This window comes from Nocardia asteroides (genome assembly GCF_900637185.1).
In the GTDB taxonomy this organism is placed as follows: domain Bacteria; phylum Actinomycetota; class Actinomycetes; order Mycobacteriales; family Mycobacteriaceae; genus Nocardia; species Nocardia asteroides.
In genome coordinates this window covers 3972276-3993757 of the sequence record NZ_LR134352.1, presented here as the reverse complement: position 1 = coordinate 3993757, position 21482 = coordinate 3972276, and the positions used below count along the sequence as shown (strand labels likewise).

The 21482-nt window shown below is 69.5% G+C and carries 18 protein-coding genes and 1 pseudogene; 12 read left to right on the top strand and 7 right to left on the bottom strand.

Annotation, left to right across the window (positions count from 1 at the left end):
* Positions 1-75: 75 nt before the first annotated feature.
* On the bottom strand, positions 76-1449 hold the full coding sequence (locus tag EL493_RS18725) for a rhodanese-like domain-containing protein (RefSeq protein WP_019046840.1): 1374 nt from the start codon (positions 1447-1449) through the stop codon (positions 76-78).
* 132 nt (positions 1450-1581) lie between these two features.
* A complete protein-coding gene (locus tag EL493_RS32415; RefSeq protein WP_019046839.1) occupies positions 1582-1734 on the bottom strand; it encodes a hypothetical protein in 153 nt (50 codons plus the stop codon).
* A gap of 86 nt (positions 1735-1820) precedes the next feature.
* On the opposite strand from EL493_RS32415, the pseudogene EL493_RS18720 reads away from it, so the two are divergent.
* Positions 1821-2598, top strand: a pseudogene (locus tag EL493_RS18720) (sulfite exporter TauE/SafE family protein).
* Positions 2599-2655: 57 nt separating this feature from the next.
* Here the strand turns inward: EL493_RS18720 and EL493_RS18715 are convergent.
* The 3 genes from EL493_RS18715 to EL493_RS18705 all read right to left on the bottom strand — a co-directional run bounded on the left by EL493_RS18715 (position 2656) and on the right by EL493_RS18705 (position 6626).
* Positions 2656-3987 (bottom strand): wax ester/triacylglycerol synthase family O-acyltransferase, encoded by a 1332-nt coding sequence (locus tag EL493_RS18715; protein WP_019046837.1) that lies wholly within the window; start codon positions 3985-3987, stop codon positions 2656-2658.
* A 114-nt stretch (positions 3988-4101) separates the two neighbouring features.
* On the bottom strand, positions 4102-5709 hold the full coding sequence (locus tag EL493_RS18710) for an ABC transporter permease (protein WP_019046836.1): 1608 nt from the start codon (positions 5707-5709) through the stop codon (positions 4102-4104).
* Positions 5706-6626 (bottom strand): ABC transporter ATP-binding protein, encoded by a 921-nt coding sequence (locus EL493_RS18705; protein WP_036835810.1) that lies wholly within the window; start codon positions 6624-6626, stop codon positions 5706-5708. The genes EL493_RS18710 and EL493_RS18705 overlap by 4 nt, the downstream gene beginning before the upstream one ends.
* A gap of 168 nt (positions 6627-6794) precedes the next feature.
* On the opposite strand from EL493_RS18705, the gene EL493_RS18700 reads away from it, so the two are divergent.
* Positions 6795-7355 (top strand): flavodoxin domain-containing protein, encoded by a 561-nt coding sequence (locus EL493_RS18700; protein WP_019046834.1) that lies wholly within the window; start codon positions 6795-6797, stop codon positions 7353-7355.
* A gap of 10 nt (positions 7356-7365) precedes the next feature.
* Positions 7366-8391, top strand: a complete 1026-nt coding sequence (locus EL493_RS18695) for a 1-phosphofructokinase family hexose kinase (protein ID WP_019046833.1) — start codon at positions 7366-7368, stop codon at positions 8389-8391.
* 85 nt (positions 8392-8476) lie between these two features.
* Here EL493_RS18695 and EL493_RS18690 read toward each other — a convergent pair whose 3' ends face one another.
* Both EL493_RS18690 and EL493_RS18685 read right to left on the bottom strand, forming a co-directional pair.
* Positions 8477-9454 carry an Acg family FMN-binding oxidoreductase gene (locus tag EL493_RS18690; RefSeq protein ID WP_022566957.1) on the bottom strand — a complete coding sequence of 326 codons (978 nt, stop codon included), beginning with the start codon at positions 9452-9454 and terminating at the stop codon, positions 8477-8479.
* A 26-nt stretch (positions 9455-9480) separates the two neighbouring features.
* Positions 9481-10146: a DUF2267 domain-containing protein gene (locus EL493_RS18685; RefSeq protein ID WP_019046831.1), complete on the bottom strand. Its 666-nt coding sequence runs from the start codon at positions 10144-10146 to the stop codon at positions 9481-9483.
* 216 nt (positions 10147-10362) lie between these two features.
* Here EL493_RS18685 and EL493_RS18680 point away from each other — a divergent pair, with 216 nt between their 5' ends.
* The 9 genes from EL493_RS18680 to EL493_RS18640 all read left to right on the top strand — a co-directional run bounded on the left by EL493_RS18680 (position 10363) and on the right by EL493_RS18640 (position 21343).
* Positions 10363-12924 (top strand): cation-translocating P-type ATPase, encoded by a 2562-nt coding sequence (locus EL493_RS18680; protein WP_019046830.1) that lies wholly within the window; start codon positions 10363-10365, stop codon positions 12922-12924.
* A gap of 348 nt (positions 12925-13272) precedes the next feature.
* A complete protein-coding gene (ppsA, locus tag EL493_RS18675) occupies positions 13273-15561 on the top strand; it encodes a phosphoenolpyruvate synthase (RefSeq protein ID WP_019046829.1) in 2289 nt (762 codons plus the stop codon).
* Between the two features lie 37 nt (positions 15562-15598).
* Complete coding sequence (locus tag EL493_RS18670) at positions 15599-16342, top strand: SDR family oxidoreductase (RefSeq protein WP_019046828.1); 744 nt, start codon at positions 15599-15601, stop codon at positions 16340-16342.
* The gene (locus EL493_RS18665; RefSeq protein WP_019046827.1) at positions 16339-17817 is read left to right on the top strand and encodes a bifunctional aminoglycoside phosphotransferase/ATP-binding protein; all 1479 of its coding nucleotides are present in this window, start codon (positions 16339-16341) and stop codon (positions 17815-17817) included. Before EL493_RS18670 ends, EL493_RS18665 begins: the two co-directional genes overlap by 4 nt.
* Before the next feature lie 45 nt (positions 17818-17862).
* Positions 17863-18771 (top strand): universal stress protein, encoded by a 909-nt coding sequence (locus EL493_RS18660; protein WP_019046826.1) that lies wholly within the window; start codon positions 17863-17865, stop codon positions 18769-18771.
* A 205-nt stretch (positions 18772-18976) separates the two neighbouring features.
* The gene (locus EL493_RS18655; RefSeq protein WP_019046825.1) at positions 18977-19405 is read left to right on the top strand and encodes a hypothetical protein; all 429 of its coding nucleotides are present in this window, start codon (positions 18977-18979) and stop codon (positions 19403-19405) included.
* Positions 19405-19926: a flavodoxin family protein gene (locus EL493_RS18650; RefSeq protein ID WP_022566958.1), complete on the top strand. Its 522-nt coding sequence runs from the start codon at positions 19405-19407 to the stop codon at positions 19924-19926. The genes EL493_RS18655 and EL493_RS18650 overlap by 1 nt, the downstream gene beginning before the upstream one ends.
* Entirely contained in the window at positions 19923-20897 is a 975-nt protein-coding gene (locus EL493_RS18645) for a universal stress protein (RefSeq protein ID WP_019046823.1), read from the top strand. The genes EL493_RS18650 and EL493_RS18645 overlap by 4 nt, the downstream gene beginning before the upstream one ends.
* The gene (locus EL493_RS18640; protein WP_019046822.1) at positions 20894-21343 is read left to right on the top strand and encodes a CBS domain-containing protein; all 450 of its coding nucleotides are present in this window, start codon (positions 20894-20896) and stop codon (positions 21341-21343) included. Before EL493_RS18645 ends, EL493_RS18640 begins: the two co-directional genes overlap by 4 nt.
* The last annotated feature ends 139 nt before the right edge of the window (positions 21344-21482 follow it).

Below are 21482 nucleotides of genomic sequence, written 5' to 3'. Positions count from 1 at the left end.
TGCCTTCACGCGTGAATCGGCCCGATCATCGTGCCGGGCAGAAACCTCGTCTGCGGTGACACGGCACACCGCAGGTTAGACCGTCGCTTCGGCCCATGCGTCGTAACCGCCGAGAAGATCGCTGACCTGTGCCACACCCAGCGACCGCAGTAGCGAAGCGGCGACGCTGGAACGCCATCCACCGGCGCAGTGCACGACGATCGGCGAATCCGCAGGTAGCTCGCCGGCCCGGGAGCGCAACTGCGCCAGCGGGATCGACATCGCCGCCGGAATGGCGCCGAACTCCCGTTCGCCGGGGTTGCGCACGTCGACCAGGGTGACCTGGCCGTCGGCGAGCAATCCGCGCAGTTCCTCGACCGTCGTCCGGTGTGCCATCTGCACCAGGTCCCGCAGTTCCGCGGGGAAGACTCCGTCGCGATCGACACCGAGATACCCGACGGCTTCATCGGAGCCGATGCGCGACATCCTCAGCGCGGCGGTCTGCTCCTCCCCGGGATAGCTGACCAGCACGATACGCTCGCCGATCCCGGCGACCATGCCACTGGTTTCGGCGAACCGCCCGTCGAAACCGACATTGACCGAGCCGCGGAGGTGCGCGGCGGCGAAATCGTCCGGCGTTCGGGTATCCAGCACACGGGTGCCGGCCGCCAGTTCGGCCCGAAGGTGCGCGGCCGACATCGCCGGGATGACGCGTCCCGGTTCCAGCAGAGGCCGGTTGCTCTTGTTCAAGGCCGCGTCGACGTGGAAATACTCCGGCACGGCCGGTTGACCGTCGGTGATCAGGGCGACGAAGGCGTCGACGGTCATCGGTTGCACCGACGGGTTGGACCGCCGCTGTTCGCCGATCGTCGAGCTCAGCTCCGCGGACAGGTTCTTCCCACACGACGAGCCCGCGCCGTGCGCGGGCAGGACGACCACCGAGTCCGGCAGGGCCAGCAGGGTCTGGTGGATCGTCCGGTACATCGCGCGGGCCAGGTCGGCGCTGGAGCCGCTACCGAGGTTGACCAGGTCGGGTCGGCCCACGTCACCGATGAACAGCGAATCCCCCGTCAACACCGCGGTCGGGGACGCCGCCGGGGTTTCACGCACGACCAGGCTGATCGACTCCCAGGTGTGCCCCGGCGTGGACAGCACCTCCAGATCGACCTCACCCAGCGAGACATGCTCACCGTGCGCGAACCGGCGAATCGGGTAGTCGGTGTCCGCCGCGGCGCCGAAGCCGATCCAGGCGCCGGTGGCCGAGAGAAGTTCGAGGTGACCGGAAACGAAATCCGCGTGGAAGTGGGTGTTGATCACACCTTCGATTGCCAGGCCGTACCGGCGTGCGTCGTCGAGGTAGTCGGTGATGTCCCGCCGAGGATCGACGACGACAGCCCGGCCGCTGCTCTCATCACCGATCAGGTACGAGGCGTGGGACAGGCATTCGATGTAGTACTGCTCGAGAATCATCACGTTCCTCCGGTCCGGACAAGCCATTCACTGCCGCTACAGCCAGGTTGCCAGATACCCCCTAGGGTATGCAACAATACCTAGGGGGGTATTGTTCGCGACAGTTGGAAAGCCCTGAGGAGGCCGTATGTGTTACGCCGTCACCTGTCCGGCGTGTGGAAAGACGACCTGGGACGGCTGCGGATCGCACGTCGACAGCGTCCTGCGATCCGTGCCCGTGGCACAGCGCTGCTCGTGCCCGAAGAAGATCACCACCGCCGACGGCACCGGGTTCTTCGGCCGCATCCTTCGACGTTGACCCCGCAGCACTGCGTCGGTTCGGGCCGGCCCGGCTCGTCGAAGCGTCCGACAGCGAGACCGGAGATCGCCGGATGACGACCATGTTGTTCGCGCTGGTACTGGGCACCGCCATCGGGATCTCGCTCGGACTGCTCGGTGGCGGCGGCTCGATCCTCGCCGTACCCGGGCTCGTCTATGGCCTCGGAATCCCACTGGGGCAGGCGGTCCCGATGTCACTGCTCGTCGTCGGTTCGTCCGCGGCGGTCGGCGCCGTGCCCAAGCTTCGGTCCGGTCAGGTCCAGTGGCGAGTCGCCGGCGTGTTCGCAGCGACCGGATTACCGGCTGCGTTCGCCGGCAGCGCCGTGAACCGATCGCTGCCCCCCCACGGTCGCCCTGGCCGGATTCGCCATGGTGATGGTGGCGGCCGCGGCCCGCATGCGCAGGGGGGAAACGGGAATCGGAACCGCCTGCCGAGCGGAGGAGGCCACCGTCGACTGGCGCCGCTGCACTTCCCGGGCCGTCCCGGCCGGACTCGTCATCGGCTTTCTGACCGGGCTCTTCGGAGTCGGCGGCGGATTCCTCCTGGTCCCAGCGCTCGTCTTGCTACTCGGCGTCGAGATGCCGGTGGCGGTCGGTACGTCCCTGGTGATCATCGCCGCGAACTCGGGCTCCGGACTCCTCGCCTATCTCGACGGCATCGACGTCGACTGGAGGATCGTCCTGGCCTTCACCGCCACCGCCATCGGCGGATCCGTCGCGGCAGGCCGCTGGGGACGCCGGGTCGAGGCCGCCCGTCTCCAGAGATGGTTCGCCTACCTTGTCTTCGCAGTGGCGGGATTCGTGATCGTCGACGTCGTCTTCCTCGGGTGATCCACGATCCGGCCCATCGATGGCCGCTCGTTCCGGCGCCGACCCACACCGGCTTCGTCACTGGGTGTGTGCCCGCAGTTCCGCGATACCGTGTCGGATGCCGTCGGCGATGAGATCGATATCGGGCGTGGCGCCGTAGTCGCCGGTGATACCGAAGACGAGGCGATCGCGATAGCTCAGGATCGCGATCGTGGTGCGCAGGCGCATGGCGATGGGGATACAGGGCCAGATCTCCAGCACGTCGCGACCGTTTACGCCGAGTCGTCGTCGAGGTCCCGGAACGTTGGTGGCCAGCGCCGCGACGCTGCGCTGCGGAAAATGGCCGGCTATCCGAACGGCCCAGGCTCCGATCCGGAAAGGCAGGAACTGGGCCATCGACACAATCGAGGTCTCTGCTTCCGCTTCGCCTCGCGCCCGGTGCCGTGCCACTCGTTCATGCACGGCGATCAGCTGCTCGACCGGGTCGGAGCGTTCCACCGGGAGATAGGGAAGGATCACCGAGATGCGGTTGTCCAGCGCGGATTCGGCGTCGTCGCCGCGCATGGACACGGGGACGAGGACGCGGATCTTGTCCGCGGTCGGTTCTTCGCCACGGTGCCGCAGGAGGCGTCGATAGGCGGCGGTGATCGCGGCCAGTGCCACGTCGTTGACGGAAGTGCCGAACGTCGCCTCGATGGCGCGGATGTCGGACATCGACACCTTCGCGACGGCATAGCGGCGCTTCCGGCCGATCGGACCGTTCAACGAGGACGGGGTACTCGGAGCCAGCGCGGAGTACACCACCGGAACGACAGCGCGGACCATCGACAGCGCGAACCTGGGCGCTGTCAACGGAAGCCGAATGCCGGTGGTCACCCACTCGCCGAGTCCGGGGCGGGGCCGAACAGATCGTGGAGAGCTGTCCGGCGCGCGGCTGGGCGATCCGGGATCACACAGACGCTCGAGCAACGCGATTCCCGACATTCCATCGACCATGCTGTGGTGTGCCTTGACGATCATGGCCCAGCGGTTTCCCGCCAATTGCTCGACAACCACGCATTCCCAGAGCGGGTGATCTCGATCGAGTCGTTGCTCCAGCTCGACGGCGATCAACTCCCGTAACATCGACTCGTCTCGGGGTGCGGGCAGCGCGGTCCACCGAATGTGCTGTGCCAGATCGAATTCGGGGTCTTGTTCCCACGCCGGGGCGGTCAGTTCCAATGGCGCTCGGTGGACTCGCTGGCTCAGCCGTCCGACATGGCTGATTCGCTCGCCCAGCCAGGCGGAGAATTCCGCGCGGCTCGGCGCCTGCCCGGTGATGATCGCGGCGGCACCGATGCCGAGACTGATGTGGCGATCGGTGTTCTCCAGTTCCAGAAATCCCCAATCCAGGGGACGCAGCTCGTTCATGGTTCGACCTCGAGAGCAGCGATACGGTGGCCGGCATCTCCCCCTTGTCGATCAGGCGCGTCCGCCAGGTCGGTACCTGGAGGTGACGCCGGCACCGACGAACCGCGAACACGATCAACGGCAGACATCGCGATGCCGTATCCCTGCCCACGCGACGGCTGTCGCGCCCACTGTCACCGCGAGGAGGACAGCGCTTGCCGCCGGATCCATTCGTTCGAGTGGTACGAGCGGGGTGTGACGCAGGGGTGAGGCCCCAGCGACCCAGCCGGGCAGTTCGAAGGCATCGACGAACAGCAGCGCCACGACGACGTAGGCGAAGTAGGTCCAGCCGAGCACAGCCGCGAAATCCGGTGCCCAGGCCACGACCACCACGGTCACGGCGACGACGACCCATACGGCCGGCAGATACCCGAGCGCCGACACGGCCAGGCGCAGCGCCTGGACCGGCTCGCCGATGCGCGCGCCGTGCGCCAGACCCTCCCCGAGTCCGCCCGCGAACAGGACCACGGCGCTGCCCGTCACGGCGACGACCAGGTAGCCGGTGAGCCACCGCACCGTCCCGACCGGACCGGCCAGAACCAGTTCCGCGCGGCCTGTTGATTCCTCCGATCGTGCTCGCAGCACGCAGGCAACGCCACACGCGGCGGCCAGCAGCGCACCGATGGCCAAGGTCAGCGCGAGGTAGGAGTCCACGGCATCGCGCACCGCGTCTCCCCCGAGATAGGCCGCGAGCTCGGGGTTGTCGGCCAGGAACTGCTCGATGCTGTCGGCGAAGGAGCCGTAGGCGCCGCCGAGGACCAGCGCGCCCATCGCCCAGGCGAGAACGGCGCCTCGCTGCAGCCGCCACACCAGCCCCAACGGCGAACCCAGCAGTACCGAAGCCGTGTCACGCCCGGACCGATAGCCGAGCAGCCCGGCGCCGAAGTCGCGCCGTCGTGACAACCCGAAGGCGACGCCGATCAACACCACCGAAGTCGCGGCGAACAACGTCACCGGCCACCAGAGGTCGTCGACGAAAGGATACGTCCGCTGCCCCCAGCCGATCGGCGATGCCCAAGCGACCGCGCTCTGACCGGCATCACCGACCGCGCGCACCACATACATGGCCACGATCAGTCCGGTGACCGCGCCGTAGACGCTGCGCGGATTCTCGAACACCTGGGCGGCCACGGCCGTCGCCGCCGCCACGGTGAATCCGATTCCCGCGATCGCCACTCCGACCAGCGCCGACCCGCCCGCGGGCAGTCCGGTCACGGCCGCCGTCAAGGAAACGATCACCGCCACCGCGCAGTCGACGATCAGCGCGCTGACCAGGGCGGCGACCATGCTCGCGTGCCTGCCCACCGGCGCCGACCTGATCAGTTCGGCTCGTCCGGTCTCCTCGTCCGATCGGGTGTTGCGGCCCACCAGGAACATGTTCAGCAGCGCGACGACGACAGCCAGGTAGGCGAAGATCTCGAAGACGACCTCGCCACCGATCGTCTCCAGCAACCGGGTCGGGCCGCCCATCGCGACGACGGCGGCGTTCGCTTCCATGGTGGCGCGCAGCTGGGCGAGCTTGGCGGGTGTGTCGTAGAAGTTCTGACTGCTCACCGATTGCAGCGCCATCAGCGCGGCGACGCCCAGTAGCCACCAGGGCAGGATGCGTCGTTCACGCCGCAGCGTGAAGCGGACCAGCGTTGTCATGCCCGCGGTTCCGCGCTCGCGCGTCGCCGTGGTCATGACGTCGCCGCGGTGGGGGTGCGGTCCCCGGCGCCGGCGTAGTGGCGCAGGAAGATGTCTTCCAAGGTCGGTTTGCTGGTGGTCATGTCCACGATGCCGAACTCGACCACGGCGCGCAGCACATGCTCGAGGTCTGCCGTGTCGACCTCGAAGCGGGCGCGGGTGCCGGCCGTGACCAGGTCGCGTACACCCCGGACGTCGGCCAATTCCGCTGCGGGTCGCACTGTTTCGACGTCGACCGAGGTACTACGGAGGTGCTTCAGCTCGGCCAGGGTACCGGTCTCCACGGTCCTTCCCCGCCGGACGATGGTGACCGCGTCGCAGAGGGCCTCCACCTCGGCGAGTTGATGACTCGACAACAGCACGGTGCGGCCCTCGGCGACGAGTTCGCGGACGCAGTGCTGAAACTCCATCTCCTTCAAGGGGTCCAGGCCCGCGGTGGGCTCGTCGAACAGGAACAGTTCGGCGTCGGAGGCCAATGCCGCGATCAGCGCGACCTTCTGGCGGTTGCCCTTGGAGTAGGCGCGGGCCTTGACCGCCGGATCGAGCTCGAACCGCGTGAGCAGTTCCGCACGTCGGCGTGGATCGATCCCGCCACGTAGCTTCGCGAGCAGGTCGATGGTCTCCCCACCGGTGATACCCGGCCAGAGGGTGACCTCGCCGGGCACGTACGCCAGCCGCCGGTGGACGGCCACCGCATCGGCCCAGGGATCCCGGCCCAGCACTCGGGCCGTCCCCGCGTCGGCGCGCATCAGCCCGAGCAGGATCCGGATCGTGGTCGTCTTGCCCGCCCCGTTCGGTCCGAGGAATCCGTGCACCGTCCCCGGCTGCACGGTCAGATCGAGTGCGTCCAGTGCGACGGTCGACCCGAAGGACTTGCTCATTTGGGCGACAGCGATGGCCGGTTCGTGCGTCATGGTCTGATCGTCGCTGCGGACCCGCGCCGTCGAGGAGAGCCGAAGGTCCCGCATGGACCCGCGTTGGTCACCATACGTCGCCGGTCCGGGCCGCCGGTGCCATTGGTCCCTGCCTTACGGGCATCACGGCTCTGACCGGCGACGGCGCCGACAGGCGAGGCTGACATCATGACCACAACACCTGCACCCCGCGTCGCGGTCCTGTTCGCCACCGCCCAGGGCTCGACCCGCGACATCGCCGAATACATCTGCGAGGACCTGCTGTCCCGCGGAGCGCGCGCCGAGCTGCACGACATCGAGCACGCACCCGATCTGACCGGTTTCGACACCGTCGTGATCGGCAGCGCCATCCACGACATGGATCTGTTGCCCGAGGCGTCGGCCTACATTCGGCGCAACCTGCCCGCGCTCGGCGACATGGACGTCTGGCTGTTCAGCGTCGGGCTCGGGCCCGCGCTGCGTGGACCGATCGGACGGTGGGCGGGACGGCAGATCCCGAGCAAGATCGGCGCAGTGATCGGCGCGCTGCATCCTCGCGACTACGCCGCCTTCGCCGGCAAATACGAGCGGGCGGGCGTGTCCTGGCGGGCCCGCGCGATGTTCCGGCTGCTCGGCGGGACCCGCTACGGCGACCTCCGGGACTGGGAGGCCGTGCGGCAGTGGACGAGCCTGATCGCCCACGCCCTCGCGCTGCCGCACGCGCCGGCCATCAACACCTATCACCCCTGATCTGGCCGGCATGACCACCGGCGAACACCCGTCGAGCATCGTCGCCACGTTCACCGTCAACCCGACCGTCGATCTGTCGCTCGATGTCGACCGGCTGCTACCGGAAGGAAAGTCGCGGGCCCAGCTGCGCTCGATCCGGGCCGGCGGCGGGGGTGTCAATGTCGCCCGGTGTGTGCGCCGTCTGGGCGGTGCGACCCTGGCGGTGCACACCGCGGGCCGTGAAGTCGGTGAACGCCTGAACCGGCTCCTCGACGAGGAAGGTCTGCCACATCTTCCCGTCGACATCGGCGGCGACACTCGCGAGGCGTTCGTCGTCGCCGACGACGAGACCGCCTGTAGCTATCACGTCGTACCGGGTGGGCCCCGGCTCTCGGCCGAGGAGGAGCTGCGATGTCTCGACGTCATCGCCGACACCGCACGGCGCTGCGGGCTTCTCGTCCTGTCCGGCGGCGCCACCCCCGGACTCGGCGCCGGATTCGCCGCCGCCGTGGCACGGATCACCGCCGCCACCGGCGCCAAGGTGATCGCCGACATCGCCGGTGTCCAACTGGCGACGATGCTGACCGAACGGACGTTCCTCATCCGCCTCGATCGGACCGAAGCCGCGGCGCTGATCGGCCGTCCCGTCACCACCTACGCCGACGCACGGGACGCCAACACCCTGCTGCTCGACCGCGGCGCCTGCGAGCACGCGGTGACCACGGTCGGGCCGCTGGGCGCGGTCTGTTCCGACAGCGAGTCGCACTATGTGATCTCCGCACCGCCGCTGCCGACCCCGCCGCGCAGCGACGCCTGCGCCGGAGACAGCCTGGTCGCCGCCATCGCGTACCGGTTGTCGACCGGAACGGACGTCGTCGGAGCAGCCGAACTCGGGGTGGCGGCCGCGGCGGCCACCGTCATGCTGCCCGGAACCGATGTCTTCGACCTCCCGGCTCTCGCGGCCCTGGCCGCCCATACCCATGCTGTCCGCTGGAGCGGTCCGCGGGTCGCGCCGGACGATCCACAACCGGGCACGAGCACTCGCTCCCTGGCCTGACACAGTTCCGGTCCCCAGTGTTCGCGGCCACGCGGGTGGGCCTGGCCGCCGCGAGAACGCAGCGTCGCCCCCGTGTCCCCGATGGTCAGCCTGGGCTCAGCTCGAGAATGCTGTCGATCGACCGGCGCGGGGTGCGCGGCGGTGGTGGCGCGCACGCGGTGCCGATCCGGACCAGCACCTGGGGGTAGCGACGGCCGACGAGTTCGGCGAGCACCGCCCGCGAGGACGGAAGTTCGACAATGTGGGAGACGGTGCATGTCGACAGTCCCTGCACGGTGCACTCGAGCAGCATCGCGGACAGCGCGTGGCCGCAGTCGAGCAGGGTGGGCGGCGCATCGTCGTCGGTCGACAGCACCGTGATCCGGGCGGCATCGTCGCCGCCGGTCTCCGGTGATTCGGCCGTGCCTGCCGGAAACGCCCGTCCGAATGGAACATGACCGCGGTCTTCGGCCGACGGCCGAACCTCCGGGGGTACGCCCGCTCGTCCCGTGTCAGGGCCGGCGGTCCACCAGTTCAGCTCCGCACCGTACTTGGGGTCGTACCGCCGTAGTCGCGTCGTCAGCGCCGAGAGCCGGCGCAGCTTCCCGACGCCGCCGGCGTCCAGAAACGTCACACTCGTGTGAGATCTGTGCCCGAGAAATTCCAGGACCTGTGCCGTCGTATCCCAGTCCGCCGGTGGGTCCATCGGCATCCGGTCGCTGTATCGCCGATCGATCGCCGTGCCGAGCAGCAGTTCGGACTCCCCTGGCGCGGTGCGCGACACAGGTTCGACCGAAGCGAGATGGGCGCGCACGGTGGGATCGGGGAAGCGCGCGGATCGGGTTTCCCAACCGGCGGCGGCCCACGCGACTTCAGCGTGCTGCAACATCACCCCACAGCCCAGGATCCCCTCTCTGTTGAACGCGTCGGTGGCCGGCAGCAGTCGTGCGGCATCCACGGTCAACGCGGCCGCGGAGCCGTCCCAACGCCACTGCCAGGGCTGGCTGTTGTGCAGCGAGGGCGCCCGCGCCGCCCGCTCGAAGACCGCGCGAACGGTCGCCAGGTCGGGAGTGTGCTCGATCACCCTCGGCTCCTTCCCATCCGGCGCGGTCATGCCGGTCGCGTGCGCGGCCCCGCGCCGCCCGCCAGCAGCAAGTCGTGGGCGCGGCGGGCCGCCTCGGCGGCACGGGTCGAGCCCGAGACATCGGTCGGCAACTGCTCGAGTCCGTGGGACAGGGCGAGAACGGCCTCGGTCAGCGTCGTCGTGTGCTGCTCGAGCCGACCCAGCCGGTCCGGTGCCTCTTGTTCGTCACCGATGTCCTCGGGGAGGTGTAGTTCGCCTGCGATGTCGGACTCGGCGCCATACATCAGGCGGTAGAGGGTGATCGGCAGCCCGGCGAAGACACGGGACAGCAGACCCGGTGAGAACTTCTCCTCCAGCGCGTAGGTGACGGCGGCCACGACAACGGGGACCTCGGCGGGATCGATCTCGGCCTCTCGGGCGAACTGCGAAATGAACTCCCGCAGCCCGTGTCGCACCGGAAGATGGCTCGGTACCCAGTTCTCGTAGTACACCCCGCGCAGCAGTTCGGGTAGCTGTGCCGTCAGGTGTGCCGAACTGTCGATGGCGATCCGATCACGCACGGTGTGCAACCATGCGCGTACGGCACGCAGGGCGAATCGGCGATCGTCGGTGTCGAGGCTCTCGGCGACCGCACGCAGCCACACGTGGGCGGTGTGCACCGTCGGAGCCAGTGGATCATGGTGGTTCGACATGGGCTTCTCCTGGTGGTCGCAGTGGTTCCTCGATTCGACCAGCCGGGGCGACGAGCGAACAGAGCACACCGTCCTCCCGCCGGGTGGCTTTGGTCGTCACCTGCCGTTCGCAGTGGTCTTTGTGTCTTCGGTGTCGGGCACTTCGGCCGTAGTCCGGACCGATCCACGATGGACACACTGGTCTCGGCAGCCATCGACCAGCGGAAAGAGGCCGCTATGGAGACGACGGTCGACCGCATGGGATTGACCGAGGCCGAAGCCGCGCTCAGGCATCGACGTGACGGCGCGAATACCCTGCCGGCCCCGCCGCGTCCGAGCCGCGTCCGGCAATTCGTGGCCCAGCTGACCCACTTCTTCGCGGCCATGCTGTGGGTCGCCGCCATCTTGGCCCTGGTCGCCGGGATGCCCGCGCTCGCACTGGCGATCGTCTGCGTCGTCGTCCTCAACGGCACGTTCGCCTACGTTCAGGAATTTCGTGCCGACCGGGCGGCCGAACGTCTGCGTGACCTGCTTCCGGTTCAAGCCCGGGTCCGGAGGGACGGCCGGGTCGTCGCCGTGGAGGCCGGCGCGCTGGTGGTCGGCGACCTGCTCGTCCTCGAAGCCGGCGACCGGGTGTGTGCCGATGCCGTCGTGCGGATGGCGCACGGCCTGTCCGTCGACGAGTCCATGCTCACCGGCGAGGCTCAGCCGGTCGCCCGTGACGTGCAGGCTCCGGTTCTGGCCGGGACCTATGTCGTCGCCGGTCAGGGCGAAGCGACCGTGACCGCGATCGGCGCACACACCCGCCTGGCAGGCTTGGCCGCGGTCACCGAGCAGGCGACGCGCCCGCCGAGCCCCCTTGCCCGGCAGCTGCATCGGGTGGTGCGGATGGTCGCTGTCATCGCGGTGCTCGTCGGGCTCGTGGCCTTCGGCGTCTTCGCCGCACTCGGGCGCGACCTCACCGCGAGCGTGCTGTTCTCCCTGGGCGTCACGGTCGCACTCGTCCCCGAGGGCCTGCTGCCGACGGTCACTCTCTCGCTGGCCCGCGCCGCGCAGCGCATGGCGAGCGAGAAGGCTCTGGTGCGCAGGCTGGACGCGGTCGAGACGCTCGGTGCCACGACCTTCGTCTGTACCGACAAGACCGGTACCTTGACCCGCAATCAGATGGAGGTTGTCGCAGTGTGGACGCCGCGCGGCACCGTGACCGTGGACGCGGCGGGCTACAACCCACAGGCGCGAGTCCATGGCACCGCCGACGCGGTCGCCGCCGCCCGCAGCGCGGCGAGCTCGGCCGCGCGCTGCTCTCCCGACGCGCACGCCCGGCGGGAACGCGGTCGCTGGGTGCCGATAGGCGATCCGATGGAAGTGGCGGTACACGTCTTCGCCGAGCGTGTCGATGCCCCCGCCGCGCCCAGCGCACGCAGTCGCACACCGTTCGACAGCCACACCCGGCGCGCGACGGCGACCGACGTCGACGGCGTACACACCGTCGGCGCCCCGGAGGTCGTCCTCGACCTGTGTGACGCCCGTACCGTCGTCGACGCGGCCACCCAGGTCATGGCGATGACCGAGCAGGGTCTGCGCGTGATCGCGGTGGCCAGGTCGAGCCCCGACGGCACCACCGGAATCGTGGGCGTGATCGGGCTCGAGGATCCGCCGCGTCCCGACGTCGCGGGGGCGATCGAAGCGTGCCGGGACGCGGGGATCGAGGTCGCCATGGTCACCGGCGACCATCCCGGCACGGCGGCCGCCATCGCCGAGCAGGTGCGATTGTTCGGCCCGGGCCGGGTCGTGGTCACCGGAGCGGATCTGCCCGACGACGACGATGCGCTCGGCGTGCTTCTCGAACAAGGCGGGGTGGTGGTTGCCCGGGTCACGCCGGAACAGAAGCTGCGCATCGCCGCCGTCCTCCAGCGCCGAGGACACGTCGTCGCGATGACCGGCGACGGTGTGAACGACGGGCCGGCGCTGCGCACAGCGGATATCGGCATCGCCATGGGCGCCTCGGGGACCGACGTCGCGCGCGAAGCCGCCGACCTGGTGCTGCTCGACGATCACTTCGCGACGATCGTGGCGGCCGTGCGCCTCGGGCGCGCGACCTTCGCCGATATCCGCCGATTCCTCACCTTTCACCTCACCGACAATGTCGCCGAACTCGCGCCGTTCGCGCTGTGGGCGGCCAGCGGCGGCGCCATTCCCCTGGGCTTCACCGTCTTGCAGGTCCTCGCCCTCGATATCGGCACCGATATGCTCCCCGCGTTGGCACTGGGTGCCGAACCACCCCATCGGCGAACGATGTCCGGCCCGCCGCGAGTCGGGAATCTGATCGATCGAGCGCTGCTGCGCAGAGCCTTCGGCGTACTCGGGCCGACAGAGGCGACTGTCGGCATGCTCGCCTTCATCACGGTGCTGGTCGCCGGTGGCTGGCGTCTCGGTGAGCCGGTGAGCGCCGAACTGCTCGCTTCGGCCTCGGGGGCCCTGTTCACCGCGATCGTGTTCGGTCAGCTGGCCAATGCTTTCGCGTGCCGCAGTGAGGTGCGCTGGGTCGGGGAAGTCGGATGGCGGGGCAATCCGCTCCTGCTGATCACCGTCGCCGTCGAACTCGTCCTGCTCGCCATTTTCCTGTGGGTGCCGCCGCTGCCGGATCTACTGGGCGGTGCGCCACCGAGCGCGCTGGGCTGGGTGCTGGCAGCCGGTGCGATCCCGGCGATCCTGGCCGCCGACACGGCGCACAAAGTGTTGTCGCGACGGAACCGCCGCCCCGGTCGCGCCGGCTTCCCAGCCGCTTCCGGTCGCTGAACCGACGGAGCACGAGCCACACCATCACCGCGCTGTGCTGATGTGAGCTGAGTGAACGACCTCGTTGTCGTCTACCCGGGAGCCGTGCTGTCGATGTATCCATCATCGGCTGTGGAGTACCACCGCGCCTAGGTCCGAAGGGCATCGTCGCCCGCGTCCCGATGACCTCTGTGCCCGGGACTTTCCCTCCGCGCGCACGGACATTTTCCACGCTGCCGACGTGCGGCACGACGGGGCCGATCGGGACCAATGACAGCCCACAGCCAGGACCTTCGACCGTATCGCGAGGTCCGGCTCCCGTCGGACGCTGGATATCGACAGCGAATGCGACCGGATCGAGGTACCGAGATGGGTGAATTCGTCACCGAATTCAGTAGCTTGCGGATCGGCGACGCCGACCGGGCCGGCGGCAAGGGCGCCAATCTGGGCGAACTCGTCGTCGCCGGCCTACCCGTGCCGCCGGGCTTCGTCGTGCTGGCCGCCGCCTACGAGCACACCGTCACCGACGGCTCCGCCGGACCCGGACTGGCGCGGCTCCACGAGCGCGCGCTCGGGGCCACGACCGACCCTGCCACGCTCGCCGAACTCTGCGAGCAGATGCAGGCGATGGTCCACGCCGCCGGTCTGGACGACGTCGTCCGTGGCCCCGTTCAGGCCGCCTACCGCGCGCTCGGCGACGACGTCCCGGTGGCGGTGCGCTCCTCAGCGATCGGTGAGGACAGCGCGGGCGCGTCCTTCGCCGGGATGAACGTGACCCGAACCGATATCCGCGGTATCGAAGCCTTGTTCGCCGCCGTGATCGACTGCTGGGCGTCCCTGTTCACTCCCCGGGTACTGACTTACCGGGCCCGCCGCGGAATGCACGGGCAACCGGTGATGGCGGTCGTGGTACAGCGTATGGTCGCCGCTCGATCCGCCGGCGTGGCCTTCACCGCGGACCCGACGACACGACGACGCGATCGCGTCGTCGTCGAAGCCGCCCGCGGTCTGGGCGAGGTCGTCGTCTCCGGCGCCGTCGAACCCGACCGCTATCTGCTCGACACGACCGGACCGAACCTGCTGAATATCCGTACCGGACAGCAGCGTTACGCCGTCGTCTCCGGACCCGACGGCGATCGCCGCGTCGAACTGGCGGCCGCCGACACCGCAGAACCGGTCCTGACCGAGGAGCAGGCACGCGCGGTCGCCCGGTTGGCGCTGTCGGTGCAGGCACACCACCATGGCGTGCCACAGGACGTGGAATGGGCCTTCGACGACCACGACGATCTGTGGATCGTGCAGGCCCGTCCGATCACCACACCGACCGCCGCGGCGCCGGATCCGAACCCTGATTCCGCGCGGCACGAGGTCCTGGTCCAGGGCATCGGTGCCGCGCCGGGCATCGCCGCCGGACGCGTCCGCGTACTGGCCTCACCCGAGGCGGGCGGCCGCCTTCGCGACGGCGAAATCCTGGTCGCGCCGATGACGAACCCGGACTGGCTGCCGACTCTGTCCCGGGCCGCGGCCGTGATCACCGACAGCGGCGGCATGACCTGCCACGCCGCCATCGTGGCGCGCGAACTCGGCATTCCCTGCATCGTCGGGGCCCGCACGGCCACCACGACCCTCCGCGACGGCACCCCGGTGACCGTCGACGGCTCCACCGGCCAGGTCACCGCGGGCGCCACCGACATCCCGGTTCGTCGCCCGGCGGTCCCTGCCGAGAGCCGCCCGTCCGGAGCCGAGCCGACCGCGACCAAGATCTACGTCAATCTCTCCACTCCTGGCACCGCGGCACAGGTGGCGGCCGGCGACGTCGACGGCGTCGGACTGCTCCGCGCGGAAACTCTGCTGACGCGTGCCCTGGACGGCCGGCATCCCCGGGACCTGATCGCGCACGGCGAGCAGCAACAGTTCGTCGACCGGCTGAGCGAGTCGCTGGCCGACATCGCCGAACCATTCGGAACGCGCCCGGTGATCTATCGCACCACCGACTTCCGGAGCAACGAGTTCCGTGCGCTGCGCGGCGGCGAACGGTACGAACCCGTCGAACACAATCCGATGATCGGCTACCGGGGCTGCTACCGCTACATCCGCGAACCCGACCTGTTCGCCGCCGAACTCGATGCCCTGGCCCGCGCCCGGACCCGGTGCCCGAACCTGCACGTGATGATCCCGTTCGTGCGCACCAAATGGGAACTGGAAGCTTGCCTCGAGCTCATCGACGCCGGTGAGCTGGGACGCCAGCGTGGACTGCACCGGTGGGTGATGGCCGAGGTGCCCTCGGTACTGCACTGGCTGCCCGAGTATGTCGGCCTCGGCATCGACGGGGTCTCGATCGGCAGCAACGACCTCACCCAGCTCATCCTGGGGGTCGACCGCGACTCCGAACAGTGCGCCGAATTGTTCGACGAATCCGACCCCGCCGTGCTCGACGCGATCTCGCGCATCGTCGGCACCGCCCGGCGCCTCGGCATCACGTCCTCGCTGTGCGGCCAGGCGCCGTCGAACCGGCCCGCATTCGCCGAACACCTGGTGCGCATGGGTATCACCTCGGTGTCGGTGACCCCGGATGCCGTCGCCGCCACGCGACAGGCCGTCGCGGCCGCCGAACGCCGGGTCCTGCTCGACCACGCGCTGGCGCATTCCCCGGCCTGAACCCCGTTCTCGACTCCACCCCGAAAGGACTGTCATCATGACTGATCTCCACGGACGCAGCGTCGTCGTCACCGGCGGCGCACGTGGCATCGGCGCGGCCGTCGCGCGCACCCTCGTCAAGGCCGGTGCCGGTGTCGTCGTCGCCGATCTGCTCGAGCACGAAGGACGCGCCACCGCCGACGCGCTCGGACCCCAGGCCATGTTCCGCCACCTCGACGTCACCGACGAGGACGAATGGCGACTCGTACTCGACGACGCGGAAGCGAACTTCGGTCCGCTCGCGGTGTTGATCAACAACGCGGGCATCGTCGACTTCGGCGGCGTGGAAACCGAATCGCCGTCGCGGTTCCGCCACGTCCTCGACGTGAACCTCGTCGGTTCCTGGCTCGGCATGCACTTGGCCGCACCGTTGCTGCGAACCGCGGGCGGCGGGGTCATCGTCAACGTGTCGTCCACGGCGGGCCTCATCGGGTACTCCGGCATCGCCGGCTACGTCGCCAGCAAATGGGCCCTGCGTGGCCTGACCAAAGCCGCCGCGCTGGAACTCGGTGGCGCGGGCATCCGGGTCTGCTCGGTGCATCCGGGCCCCATCCACACCCCCATGACCGCGCAGATGGACCCGGGTATCGCCGCGAGCCAACCCCTTCCGCGCTTCGGTGAGCCCGAGGAAGTCGCCGCGATGGTCGGGTTCATCGTCACCGAGGCGACGTTCTCGACCGGCTCGGAGTTCGTCCTCGACGGTGGCGCGACCGCGGGCGCCTCGCTGGTTCTGCCCTCATGAACCCAGCCGCTCTCCCGGCGCAGGTCCACGAGACCCATACCGCCGTGGTGGTGCTGTGTGGCGGGCGCGCCTACAAATCGAAGAAGCCGGTGCGAACCGACTTCCTCGACTTCAGCTCCGCCGCGCTCCGGGAAGAAGCCTGTGCGCGCGAACTGGCGCTCAACGTCCGGCTGGCTCCGGATGTCTATCTCGGGGTGGCGCACCTCGACGACCCGCAGGGTGGACCGGCCGAGCCGATTCTGGTCATGCGCCGCATGCCGGAACAGCGACGGCTGTCGGTCCTTATAACCGCGAACGCGGTCCCGGCGCCGGACCTCACCGCACTCGTCGAACTGCTGGCCCGCTTCCACGACACGGCGCAGCGTAGCGCTGAGATCGATCGAGCGGGCGGCCGCGATGCCGTGCGCGCGCGGTGGCGCTCTCTGCTGGGTCCGTTGCGAGACGCCACCGAACTGGTCGATCCGATGGTCCTCGCGCGGATCGAGCACCGTGCGACGCGGTACCTCGACGGCCGGGCCGCGCTGTTCGCCGACCGGATCGCCCAGGGTCGCGTCGTCGACGGGCACGGCGATCTGCTCGCCGAGGACATCTTCGAGCTACCCGACGGCTTCCGGGTACTCGACTGCCTGGATTTCGACGACGATCTGCGCCATGTCGACCGGGTCGACGACATCGCCTTCCTCGCCATGGACTTCGAATTTCTCGGCCATCCCGACTTGGCACGGCGATTGCTCGCCGACTACTTTCGCGTGACCGATGATCCGGTACCCGCTTCGCTTGTGGACCACTACATCGCCTATCGAGCGATGGTGCGCGCGAAAGTCGATCTGATCCGCGCCGGCCAGGGCGACACCGGCGCCGGCGCGCGACTACGCGGTCACCTGGACATCGCCGCGCACCACCTCGCGGCCGGGACGGTACGCCTGACGCTGATCGGAGGGCTGCCCGGCACCGGGAAATCGACCCTCGCCGCGCACCTGGCCGACCGGACCGGATCGGTGGTCCTCGGTACCGACCATCTCCGCAAGGAACTCGCACGCTGCGGAGAAATCGACGGCGATACCGGAAGATTCGGCGCCGGACGGTATTCCGCCACCGCCAAGGCCGCGGTATATGACGCGCTGTTCGATCGCGCGAGGGAATTGCTCGCCCGCGGAGTCCCGGTGATCCTCGACGCCAGCTGGATTCGTGACGAGGAGCGACGCGGCGCCCGCGCACTGGCCGAGCAGGTCTGCGCCGAACTGGTCACCCTGCGGTGCGTCTGTCCGCGCGACCTCGCCCACAGACGGATTCGCGCGCGCCAGGGTGGCGATTCCGACGCGACTGCCGACATCGCCGACGCGATGGCGGCCTCCGACACCGACTGGGTCGACGCTGTCGTCGTCGACACCAGCCTCACGCTCGGCGACTCCCTCGATGTCGCGTTCGCCGCCTGGGCCGATCCCGTCGACGTATCCGCGGTCTCGTCCGCGTGACGATTACCCCGAGCCCAACAACCCACCCAGACCCAGGAGTCGACCATGACCGAATACACCGACAACCCTCATCTGACGGCCTCGGCCGCGATCGTCGTCGGCATCGACGGATCCGAGGGATCGCTCACCGCCCTGCGCTGGGCGGCCCGCGCCGCCGCGGATCGTGGGCGCGCCCTGCACCTGGTGCACTGCGCCAACCCGATCGCCGATCGGACGCCACGCAGCGCCTACGACGCGTTCATCTACGCCACCATGCAGGACATCCGGCTGGCCGCCGAGAAGATGCTGGCCGCCGCCCGCGAAGACGCGCTCGCGGTGGCACCGTCGATCACGGTCACCACCGAACTCACGACCGGCAATCCCGCGCGCACACTGATCGACGCCTCCATCCACGCGCATCTGACGGTCCTCGGCGTCCGGGCCTCGGCCGGATCGCTCGCGCACCTGGGCTCGACCCTGCTGGCGGTGACCGCGCACGCGCGTGGGGCGGTGGTGATCGTGCGCGGGACCGATCCGGAGCGGCGCACCGGCCCCGTCGTCGTCGGTGTGGACGGCAGCAGCGTCGGTGAACCCGCTGTCGGCGCCGCGTTCGCCGAAGCGTCGCTGCGCCGTAGCGAACTCGTCGCGGTGCATGCCTGGAGCGACCTGTCGGAAGGACAGTTCGGCGGCACCAGCTACCTGGCGATGCCGATCGAGGACTTCGCCGTCGGCGAGGAGGCCCTGCTCGCCGAACGGCTGGCCGGGTGGTCCGAACAGTTCCCCGATGTCGTCGTGCGCCGCGAGATCGAGCTGTTCGGCCCGCGCGAGAACCTGGCGCGCTGGTCCCAGACCGCGCAACTGCTGGTCGTCGGCAGCCGCGGACGCGGCGGTTTCCGGAGTCTGCTGCTCGGCTCGACCAGCAACTGGCTCGTGCAGCACGCCGAATGCCCGGTCATGGTCGTCCACCACGATTGACCAGTCCGCGGGTTCGCCCGTGATTCGGGAGGGCGTTGCGGGCGCGCCGGGCCGACCAACTCGTCTCGGCGTCAAAGGCCGCGACTGCGGTCGCCACGTCGGAAACAACCGATTGCCGCACGTCACCGGATCGGGCCGAGGGTCCTCGGCGTACGGGACCTTCGCCCCTGACCTGGACCCGGCCCTTACCGCCAGGCTGGTAACCATGATCTCGACCTACCTGCGCCGGCTCGACCCACGTCGAGCCGTGCTGTGCCTGATCGCGGGCTTGCTGGCGACGTGGGCATTCGCCGGCGCGCTCGGCCTGATCACCGGTGTGCTCGCACTGAGCCCGGTGACCGAGAGCCGGCTGCCGTGGCAGAGCCCCGTGGTCGCCGGCGTCGCGCTGGCCCTGGTGGTCGGTCTGCCCATGACCGTCGTCGCGCTCACCGCCCAGGACGACCCGCGCACGACGCAGACGACCATGGTCGCCGCGTGTGCGCTGATCGGCTGGATCCTGTTGCAGCTGTTGCTGTTACGAGAACTGACCTGGCTGCAACCGGTGTGCGTGATGCTGGCGGTCGTCGTCGCCGCACTGGGCGCCCCGCCGCTGCCGACCGGCAGCACCACTCGGCGCTGGAAGGAATGGAACTGATGCGCGCACAGATCGTGTATGAATCGATGTTCGGCAATACCGCCGAGATCGCCGAAGCTGTCGCGGTCGGCCTGCAGCCGCGGTTCGAGGTGTCGATGTGCCCGGTGACCGAGGCCGTGAACCGCCCCGCACCCGATGTCGACCTGCTGATCGTGGGCGGCCCGACGCATGCCTTCGGTCTCAGCCGCGCCGCGACCCGGGAGGACGCGGCCGGGCAGACCGACGCACCGGTCGACGTCGAGATCGGGGTCCGCGAATGGCTCGACGCGGCGCTGCCGGTGCCGGCACCACGCGCGGCCGCCGCCTTCGGGACCAAGATCGCGCATCCACCCTGGCTGCCCGGTTCGGCGGCGAAAGGTATCGGCAAGCGGCTGCGTCGCCTCGGATACCAGCTCGCCGACGCACCGGCGGACTTCCTCGTCGAAGACATGACCGGCCCGTTGCGTGCCGGTGAGATCGAACGGGCAACCGCTTGGGCGACGCAGCTGGGCGTATCCGCTGTTCCGGACGGCAGACGATGAACGCACCGGCGCATGACGAGATCCGGCGGCACATCGACAAGGCCCCGGTAGTGGCCGCCGTCGACGGATCTCCGACGGCGATCCGCGCCGCCCAGTGGGCCGCGGTCGCGGCAGAGGCCCGGCACGCGCCGTTGCGGCTGGTCCATGTCGTGCGCCGTCGCGCCTCCGTGCCACGCGGATCCGACGTCCTGGCCGAGGCCCACCGGTCGGTCATCGATCGGTGGGCCCGGACGTCGGCCGCGCCGCCCCCCGACATCACCGAGCTGACCCTGTGCGGAAATCCGGCGGCAGCCCTGATCGAGCTGTCCGCGGCGGCGTCCGAAGTCGTGGTAGGCAGCGTCGGCAGCGGTTCGGCCGCGTGGGGGCTGCTCGGTTCGGTGGCAACCTCGGTGGCCTCGGCGGCCCACAGCCCCGTCACGGTGGTTCGGCCACTGCCCTGCGCGGCAGCGGCGGTCGGCCCGGTGCTGGCCGTCGTCGATCCGGCGAGCTCCGGTCCCGGCGACGCACTGGCAGCGGCCGTGCGCGCCGCGTACGAGCGTGCCACCGATGTAGTCGTGATCGAACTCGCCCGGCCCGTCGTGCGCGCCTCGCCAGAAAACGGCGCGGACGTCGAGGCAACGATCACCGAACTACGCCGACGCTTTCCCACCGTCCGGATCAGCGTGCTCAGTTACTTCGGGCACGCGCGCACCGCACTCGAGAAATTCGGCGGCACCGCCCAACTGATCGTCGTGCCACGAGATCCGCAGGCACTACGGCCATTCCTGCACGGCATGGCGCGCACCGCCCTGTGGCACACCCGCTGCGCGGTGACCGTCGTTCCGCCCTCGACCACCGCGCCGACCGGCATCGACCGCCTGCTCGGACGTGCCCACGGATTCGGGCACATCCGGAGAGACCCCGCCGGCCAGGTGCTCAGCCGAACCGGCCGCGGACATTTTCACACCATCGAATCAGGAGGAACGCCATGACAACCACCGAAGCGGTCATGCACCCCGATGTCGCCTTCATCAGCGTGCGCGACACCATGGCCGACGCTGCTCGCCGGATGCATCAGCTCGACATCGGCGCGCTGCCGATCTGTGACGGCGAAGGGCATCCCGTCGGGATCGTCACCGACCGCGACATCGTCGTGAAAGTCGTCGCGCTCGGCGAGAACCCCGCGACCACCACCGCCGGCGAACTGGCACAAGGAGACGCGCTCGTCACCCTCGATGTCGGTGTCGACATCGAGGACGCCCTCGCCGTCATGGAGCAACATCAGATTCGCCGGCTTCCGGTCACCGAGCAAGGAAGACTCGTCGGCATCATCACCGAAGCCGACCTCGCCCGCCGCCTGCCCGATCAGACGGTCGGCGAATTCGTCGACGCGATCTGCGCGCAGCACCTGCCGACGGCGCCCGCCGATGAACTGTGAGAAGGTCGGCACACCAGGGTGATTCGGCCCCACCGCGCCGGTCACCCGACCCGCGGCGGGGCTGCGCGCAGGCCCGATTCGACACTTGCGGACCATCGGCGGTGATCACGTGTGGTTGCCGCCGATGGTCCGCTGGTTG